Annotated in this window: 6 protein-coding genes; 4 read left to right on the top strand and 2 right to left on the bottom strand. The window is 62.8% G+C overall.

Translation table 11 applies throughout. From position 1 onward, the window contains the following. Window positions 1-79 precede the first annotated feature (79 nt). The 3 genes from EOA86_RS16000 (at window position 80) to EOA86_RS16010 (ending at window position 4,372) form a co-directional block, all read left to right on the top strand. Window positions 80-2,629, top strand: a complete 2,550-nt coding sequence (locus tag EOA86_RS16000) for an ABC transporter permease (protein WP_128342502.1) — start codon at window positions 80-82, stop codon at window positions 2,627-2,629. Between the two features lie 237 nt (window positions 2,630-2,866). Continuing rightward, a complete protein-coding gene (locus EOA86_RS16005; RefSeq protein ID WP_029349432.1) occupies window positions 2,867-3,646 on the top strand; it encodes a Bax inhibitor-1/YccA family protein in 780 nt (259 codons plus the stop codon). A gap of 153 nt (window positions 3,647-3,799) precedes the next feature. Beyond that, a complete protein-coding gene (locus EOA86_RS16010; RefSeq protein WP_065007283.1) occupies window positions 3,800-4,372 on the top strand; it encodes a GNAT family N-acetyltransferase in 573 nt (190 codons plus the stop codon). On the opposite strand, the gene EOA86_RS16015 is transcribed toward EOA86_RS16010, so the two are convergent. Further along, window positions 4,373-4,756, bottom strand: a complete 384-nt coding sequence (locus tag EOA86_RS16015; RefSeq protein WP_065007282.1) for a DUF2794 domain-containing protein — start codon at window positions 4,754-4,756, stop codon at window positions 4,373-4,375. Window positions 4,757-5,251: 495 nt separating this feature from the next. Then, window positions 5,252-6,061 carry a thioredoxin family protein gene (locus EOA86_RS16020; protein ID WP_128342504.1) on the bottom strand — a complete coding sequence of 270 codons (810 nt, stop codon included), beginning with the start codon at window positions 6,059-6,061 and terminating at the stop codon, window positions 5,252-5,254. 178 nt (window positions 6,062-6,239) lie between these two features. Between EOA86_RS16020 and EOA86_RS16025 the strand changes: the two genes are divergently transcribed. After that, a complete protein-coding gene (locus EOA86_RS16025; protein ID WP_065007280.1) occupies window positions 6,240-6,905 on the top strand; it encodes a ceramidase domain-containing protein in 666 nt (221 codons plus the stop codon). Window positions 6,906-6,945: the final 40 nt, after the last annotated feature.

Consider the following 6,945-nt stretch of genomic DNA (forward strand, 5'->3'; position numbering starts at 1 on the left):
CCCGGCAGGTATCGATGCGGTCGGGCCGGATCGAGGACGCGCCAGAACCAGCTCTAAAGCCCGGTAAGGTGCCGGCCTGATGCCGGTGTCGCGCACGCTGAAGCTCGCCTTCCGCTTCTCGCTGCGCGAGATGCGCGGCGGGCTGTCCGGCTTCCTAATCTTCCTTGCCTGCATTGCGCTGGGTGTCGCGGCGATCGGCGGCGTCAACTCGGTGGCCCGGGCGATTACCGCCGGTGTCGCCAATGAAGGCCAGTCGCTGCTTGGCGGCGATCTTCGTTTCCAGCTCAATCAGCGCGCCACGACGCAAGCCGAGCATTTCTTTCTTAACGGGCTGGGCACGGTCTCGCACAGTGCCAACATGCGCTCGATGGCGCGGCTCGAGGACGGTTCCGACCAGGCGCTGGTCGAGGCCAAGGCGGTCGATGGAGCCTATCCGCTCTATGGCGCGCTGGTCACCGAGCCGGCGCTTTCGAAGCAGGAATTGTTCGGCGAAAAATCCGGTGTTTTCGGCGCCGCCGCACCCGACCTTTTGTTCGAGCGGCTGAACCTTGCGATCGGCGACCGGCTGAAGCTGGGCAGCGCCATCTTCGAACTGCGCGCCAGGCTCGTCAACGAGCCGGACGCGGTGTCCGACGGCTTCGGCTTTGCGCCGCGGCTGTTGATCTCGACGGACGGGCTTGCCGCTTCCGGTTTGATCCAGCCGGGCAGCCTGGTCGAGAACGCCTACAAGGTCCGCCTCCCCGGCGGCACCGGAGAGGCTCGCATAAAAGCCATTCAGGATCAGGCGGCGGAGGATTTTCCCGAGTCCGGCTGGTCGATCCGCACGCGCAGCAACGCAGCACCGGCGTTGTCTTCCAACATCGAACGGTTTTCGCAGTTCCTGACGCTGGTCGGGCTGACGGCGCTGGTGGTCGGCGGCGTTGGCGTCGCCAATGCGGTGCGCGCCTATCTCGACGGCAAGCGCGGCGTCATCGCCACCTTCAAGAGCCTGGGGGCTTCGGGCGGTTTCGTCTTTGCCGTCTACCTCGTGCAGATCCTGATGAACGCCGCGCTCGGCATCACGCTCGGCGTTGTGCTTGGCGCGCTGATGCCGTTTGCGGCGAGCGCGGTTCTCCAGTCGGTTATTCCGGTGCCGGCGGAAGGTGGGTTCTATCCCGGCGCGCTCGGCATGGCGGCGCTGTTCGGGCTGCTGGTGACGCTGGCTTTCGCCTTGCTGCCGCTCGGCCGTGCGCGCGACGTGCCGGCGACGTCGTTGTTTCGCGAAATGGGTTTTGAGGGCCGCGGTTTTCCGCGCCCGCTCTACACGGCGGCGGCGCTCGGCATCGCGCTGCTCCTGGCGGCGCTGGCCATTCTGTTTTCCGGCGACCGCTATATCGCCTCGATCTTCGTCGGCGCCACCATTTTCGCTTTCCTGGTGCTGCGCGTCGTCGGCGCGCTGGTCCAGTGGGCCGCCAAAAGAAGCCCGCGCGTTGGCTCGACGGCGCTTAGGCTCGCTGTCGGCAATATCCATCGGCCAGGTGCTTTGACGCCGTCAGTGGTGCTGTCGCTGGGACTGGGATTGACGCTTCTGGTGACGCTGGCTCTGATCGACGGCAACCTCAGGGGGCAGATTTCCGGCAGCCTGCCGGAACGGGCGCCGAACTTCTTCTTCGTCGATATCCAGAGCAGCGATGTCGATGCGTTCTCTGTGCTGGTCAGCAGGCAAGCGCCGCAGGGCACGCTGGTCAAGGTGCCGATGCTGCGCGGCCGGGTGATGGCGCTGAACGGCGTCGACGTCGATAAGGTCAAAGTTCCGGCGGAGGGAGCCTGGGTGCTGCGCGGCGATCGCGGGCTGACCTACGAGGCCAGCATTCCCGCGAATGCGACGCTGACCGAAGGCACATGGTGGCCGCACGATTATGCCGGCGAGCCGCTGGTGTCGTTTTCGGCCGAGGAAGGCAAAGAGATCGGGCTGAAACTCGGCGACACCATCACCGTCAACGTGCTTGGCCGCAACGTGACGGCGAAGATCGCCAATTTCCGCCAGGTCGAGTGGGAGACGATGGGCATCAACTTCGTCATGGTGTTCTCGCCCAGCACATTTGCCGGCGCGCCGCATAGCTGGCTGGCGACGCTGACCGAAAAGGGCGCGTCGCCGGCCGACGATGCCCGTCTTCTCAACGCGGTCACCCGTGCTTTTCCCGCGGTGACGACAGTCAGGGTCAAGGACGCGCTCGACATAGTCAACCGGCTGGTGGCGCAACTCGGCACCGCAATCAGGGCCGCGGCCGGCGTGGCGCTGATCGCCTCGGTGCTGGTGCTGGCCGGCGCGCTGGCCGCCGGCAACCGCGCCCGCATCCACGATGCGGTGGTGCTGAAGACGCTGGGCGCCACCAGGAAGACGCTGATCGCGGCCTTTTCGCTGGAATACATGCTGATCGGCCTCGCCACCGCGATCTTCGCGCTGGCGGCAGGCGGGATTGCGGCGTGGTTCGTTGTCGCGCGCGTCATGACGCTGCCGTCGCATTTCATGCCTGATGTGGCGGTGGCGACCATCGTCTTTGCGCTAGTGGTCACGGTCGGGATCGGCCTCGCCGGCACCTGGCGGGTGCTGGGCCACAAGGCGGCGCCGGTGCTGCGCAATCTCTGATCTGCAGCATATACAGGCTCAACGCGACCAGGATTCGGTTAAATCTTGTTAATGTTGGCTTCGGAAGGCCGATAAATGCAGATTTCGGGTCTTCACGAAGCATTACGTTCGGTTACGGTCTTGTTCTTGACGCCAATAACCATCATATTTCGCAGCAGGCATGCTGGAGCCCCGCCAGCGGCGCCGCGGTCCAAATGACCGGACACCGGACGGGGCAGAAGCAATATGAGGATTTCAATGGCTGAACCCGTTCGCAATTATCAGACGCGTGCCGTGCCCGGCGCCGGCGTCGATGCTGCTATCGACCAGGGCCTGCGCGCCTATATGATCAAGGTCTACAATCTGATGGGGCTTGGCCTCCTCATCACCGGCCTCGCCGCGGTCGGAACGATCATGCTGGCCACCACCACCGATCCGGCTTCGGCGGTCGCCACCCTGCCGAACGGCGACATGCTGACCTCCTTCGGCTACGCGATCTTCGGCTCGCCGCTGAAATGGCTGGTGATCTTTGCCCCGCTCGCCGCCGTGCTGTTCCTATCGTTCCGCGTCCAGTCGATGAGCGTTTCTGCCGCGCAGACGACGTTCTGGGTCTATGCCGGCCTGGTCGGCCTGTCGCTGTCGTCGATCTTCTTGGTCTACACGACGGCCAGCATTTCGCAGACCTTCTTCGCCACCGCAGCGGCTTTCGGTGCGCTGTCGCTTTACGGCTACACGACCAAGCGCGATCTGACCGCGTTCGGCTCGTTCCTGGTGATGGGCGTGTTCGGCCTGATCATCGCGATGGTGATCAACATCTTCCTGCAGTCGTCGGCCCTGTCCTTCGCCGTTTCGGCGCTCGGCGTGCTGATCTTTTCGGGCCTCACCGCCTATGACACGCAGAAGATCAAGGAGATGTATTTCGAGGGCGACGCCACCGACGTTGCCGGCCGCAAGGCGATCATGGGCGCTCTGACGCTCTATCTCGACTTCATCAACCTGTTCATGTTCCTGCTGCAGTTCATGGGCGACCGCCGATAACAGGCTTTTGTTTTGAACCATGATCTTCCGAAAACCGGGGAATCATAGTCTGACTGGACTAGCGAGTTTGATAAGGGCGGCCCCACGGCCGCCCTTTTCTTTTGTCCCGGTCTTTGATGAAAATGGCGGGCAGATGATAGACGTGCATAAATTATGACCAGCATCACCATACGGGCGGCTACGCCGGCGGACCTCGACCGGATCACCCATATCTATGCCGACGCGGTGACCCATGGCACGGCGAGCTACGAGCTGGAGCCGCCGAGCCGCGCCGAAATGGGCCAGCGCTTCGAGAGTTTGATAGCGGGGGGCTTCCCCTATCTGGTGGCGGAAAAAGACGGCATTGTGCTCGGCTATGCCTATGCTGGCGCCTTCCGACCACGCCCTGCGTATCGCTTCGTCGTCGAGGATTCTGTCTATCTCGCGCCGGAGGCCAAGGGCCATGGCATCGGGTTCAAGCTCATGCAAAGGCTGATCGAGGCGGCCGAGGCAGCGGGCTTCCGCCAGATCATCGCGGTGATCGGCGACGGTCGGCCGGACAGTGCCTCGGTGCGGCTGCATGAAAAGCTCGGCTTCCGCCATTCGGGCCGCCTGGAAGGCTCCGGCTACAAGCACGGACGCTGGCTTGACACGGTGTTCATGCAACTGCCGATCAATGATGGAGCTCTGGTTCCGCCCGATCCCAACTCGTTGCCGGAACAGAAATTCCGCCAGCAAAATAAGTAGTTAGGCCTCGACCAGCTTCAGCGTGCGGTCGAAGACGCCAAGCACGCGGCCAAGTTCCTGGCCGCGCTTGAGGATGCGGCCGCCGGTGGCAATGACGGCGAATGCGCCTTGCCGGCGCGCCAGCTTGGGATCCTTGACGATCTGGAATAGCGGTACCTCGCTGGTGCGACGGAACACGGAAAAGACGGCGCGGTCGGTGAGATGGTCGATGGCGTAGTCACGCCATTCATTGGCGGCGACCATACGCCCGTAAAGCCTCAGGATCTGGTCCAATTCACGCCGGTCGAACCGCACCGGCTCGAGGCGTTCGCGTCTTGCCTCATGCAGCGGGATCAGTATTGCGGATGCGTCCCCATCCTCCGTCCCGCTGCCGTGATCAGTCATGCCTCGATCCCTTCGAATGAATCTTACGCCAACCAAAGTTTGCGCTTTCGCCGTGGAATTGCAAGCCCAGCCGGACAAAGGCGGCGGCGCACCGTTTCCGCAGTGTCCAGTCACGTTTATAAAAACGCCCGTTGGAATTGGTGATGCTTCGCCACAATCCTGCCATCTTTTATCCGCGCTCATGCCCCAATGTCCGACGAATTTACGGGTGTTGCCTGAGACGGTTCGGTCCGGCACTGGCTCGTAAACCCCAAGCCCCCCGCCCACGGGTCTGCGTCGGATCGAACCAACCTCGGTTTTTCCCTGTGAAAAATCGGGTGCGACGATCCCAAAACCTAATAGACCGGCGTCAGAAGCAAGCTGACGCCGGTTTTTTCTGCCTGGATGGAAGTGGACGGCTAGAGCGCTTTGCGTTTTGGTGGACCCAAAACCGCGCTCTCTTTATTATTGACGCATTTTGTCGGACGCCAAACGAAGACGTTTGGCTGCAAAATGCTAAGGGCGAGAATGCGCGGGCTTGTGGATTAAGGCGGCGCCCAGAATGGGACCCGGCAGGCCGTCCTTGCCCACCGATTGCAGCAGCACGGCGCAGCCCCCTTTCTTGGAAATCACGCTCATCGGCAATTCGTAGCGCTGCGCCTTGCCGTGCCACATACCGGCGGTCTGGATGCCGGAGACGGCGTTCCAATAAGTCATGCTACGGCCGGTGTTTTCGCCTTTGCCGATCTTGATCGTCTGCGGCGGGTCGAAATAAACGATGACGACATGGGCATCGCTGGGGCCGGTCCCGGCATCGCCGGCGTCGATCGTGACGCGGTCATTGGTCCGGCTGACCTTGACGCTGACCCGCATGCCTTCGCCCGATCTTTCCATGCGGGCGAGCGCGCCGTCGACTTCCTTGCGGTTGGCGCCGCTGACATGGCTGCGGCCATTGATGACGGCCTGCGGCGTATAGACCGAGCGGCTGCCGAAGGCGCGCATATACTCATATTGCCGCTCGGTGTTCTCCTTGCGGCTCAGCGTGTCCTTCCAACCGAGATAATCCCAGTAGTCGACATGATAGGCGAGCGCGACGATGTTCTCCTTGGTGGCAAGCTCGGCGAAGAATTCATCGGCGGGCAGGCAGGAATTGCAGCCCTGGCTGGTGAAGAGCTCGACCACGCCCAAGGGGTGGTCGATCGAGGCTTTGTCAGCCTGGGGTTTGTCGGCCTCGCCGGCGATCGCATTGCCGGCAAGTCCAGCGCCGGCAAACACCGAGAGGGCCAGCGCCAATGCCGCAAGCCGCAATGGTCTTCGAGGTGTCATAGCCGTTTCGACTCCCGCCGGTGATGGCCGGCTTTATTCTGATTGGCGAAATATGTGGCAGAAGCGGCAGTCAACGGGAAGTCACGTTGCGGTGAAATTTTACCGTTGTAACCAACTGCAAGGGCGCAATAGGACGGGCTACACTTCTGAGTAGATATAGATTCGGGCAACAATCAGCATGTGGCAAACTCTCCTGACGCCGGTCGACCTGTACTGCGAGCGGGTCGGGCCGGAGCTCTGGGCCGAGCCGGTCAACGCACTGACCAATCTGGCTTTTCTTGTCGCCGGGCTGTGGGGTGTCCGAGAGGTGCGCCGGCGTGGCACCGGCATCTTCGCCGAAGTGCTGGCCTGGTGGGTGGTGGCGATCGGCGTCGGCTCGGCGCTGTTCCACACCTTTGCCAACCATGGCACGGTCTGGGCCGACGTGCTGCCGATCGCCGGGTTCACGCTGGCCTACACGCTGTTCAACCTGCGCCGTTTCCTCGGCATGAAATGGGGCAAGGCGATCGCCATCTTCGTCGCCTTCTATGCCGTCACCGGGTTATTGACCTGGGCCGTGCCGGACTGGCTGCGCCAGGCATCGAACGGCACGACCGGCTATCTGCCGCCCTTCCTGGCGCTTGCCTTCTTCGGCGTCTTAGTGGCGGCGGGCGGCAACCGCGCCGGCTGGTACAATCTGGCAGGCTCGGCGATCTTCGTCGTGTCGGTCATCTTCAGGATGATCGATCCGCTGGTCTGCGGCAGCTTCCCGCTCGGGACGCATTTCCTGTGGCACATCCTCAACGGGCTGATGCTCGGTGTGCTGCTGGCGGCGGCGGCGCGCTTCGGGGCGCCAAAGGAATAGGGGAATAGGGGAATAGGGGAATAGGGGAATAGGGGAATAG

The organism is Mesorhizobium sp. M5C.F.Ca.IN.020.32.2.1, from assembly GCF_004023105.1.
GTDB lineage: Bacteria > Pseudomonadota > Alphaproteobacteria > Rhizobiales > Rhizobiaceae > Mesorhizobium > Mesorhizobium wenxiniae.

Bases quoted from the DNA above. Each gene is read 5' to 3' on its own strand.
- EOA86_RS16005 (WP_029349432.1), top strand. From the start codon at position 2,867: ATGGCTGAACCCGTTCGCAATTATCAGACGCGTGCCGTGCCCGGCGCC.
- EOA86_RS16025 (WP_065007280.1), top strand. From the start codon at position 6,240: ATGTGGCAAACTCTCCTGACGCCGGTCGACCTGTACTGCGAGCGGGTC.
- EOA86_RS16015 (WP_065007282.1), bottom strand. From the start codon at position 4,756: ATGACTGATCACGGCAGCGGGACGGAGGATGGGGACGCATCCGCAATA.
- EOA86_RS16010 (WP_065007283.1), top strand. From the start codon at position 3,800: ATGACCAGCATCACCATACGGGCGGCTACGCCGGCGGACCTCGACCGG.
- EOA86_RS16020 (WP_128342504.1), bottom strand. From the start codon at position 6,061: ATGACACCTCGAAGACCATTGCGGCTTGCGGCATTGGCGCTGGCCCTC.
- EOA86_RS16000 (WP_128342502.1), top strand. From the start codon at position 80: ATGCCGGTGTCGCGCACGCTGAAGCTCGCCTTCCGCTTCTCGCTGCGC.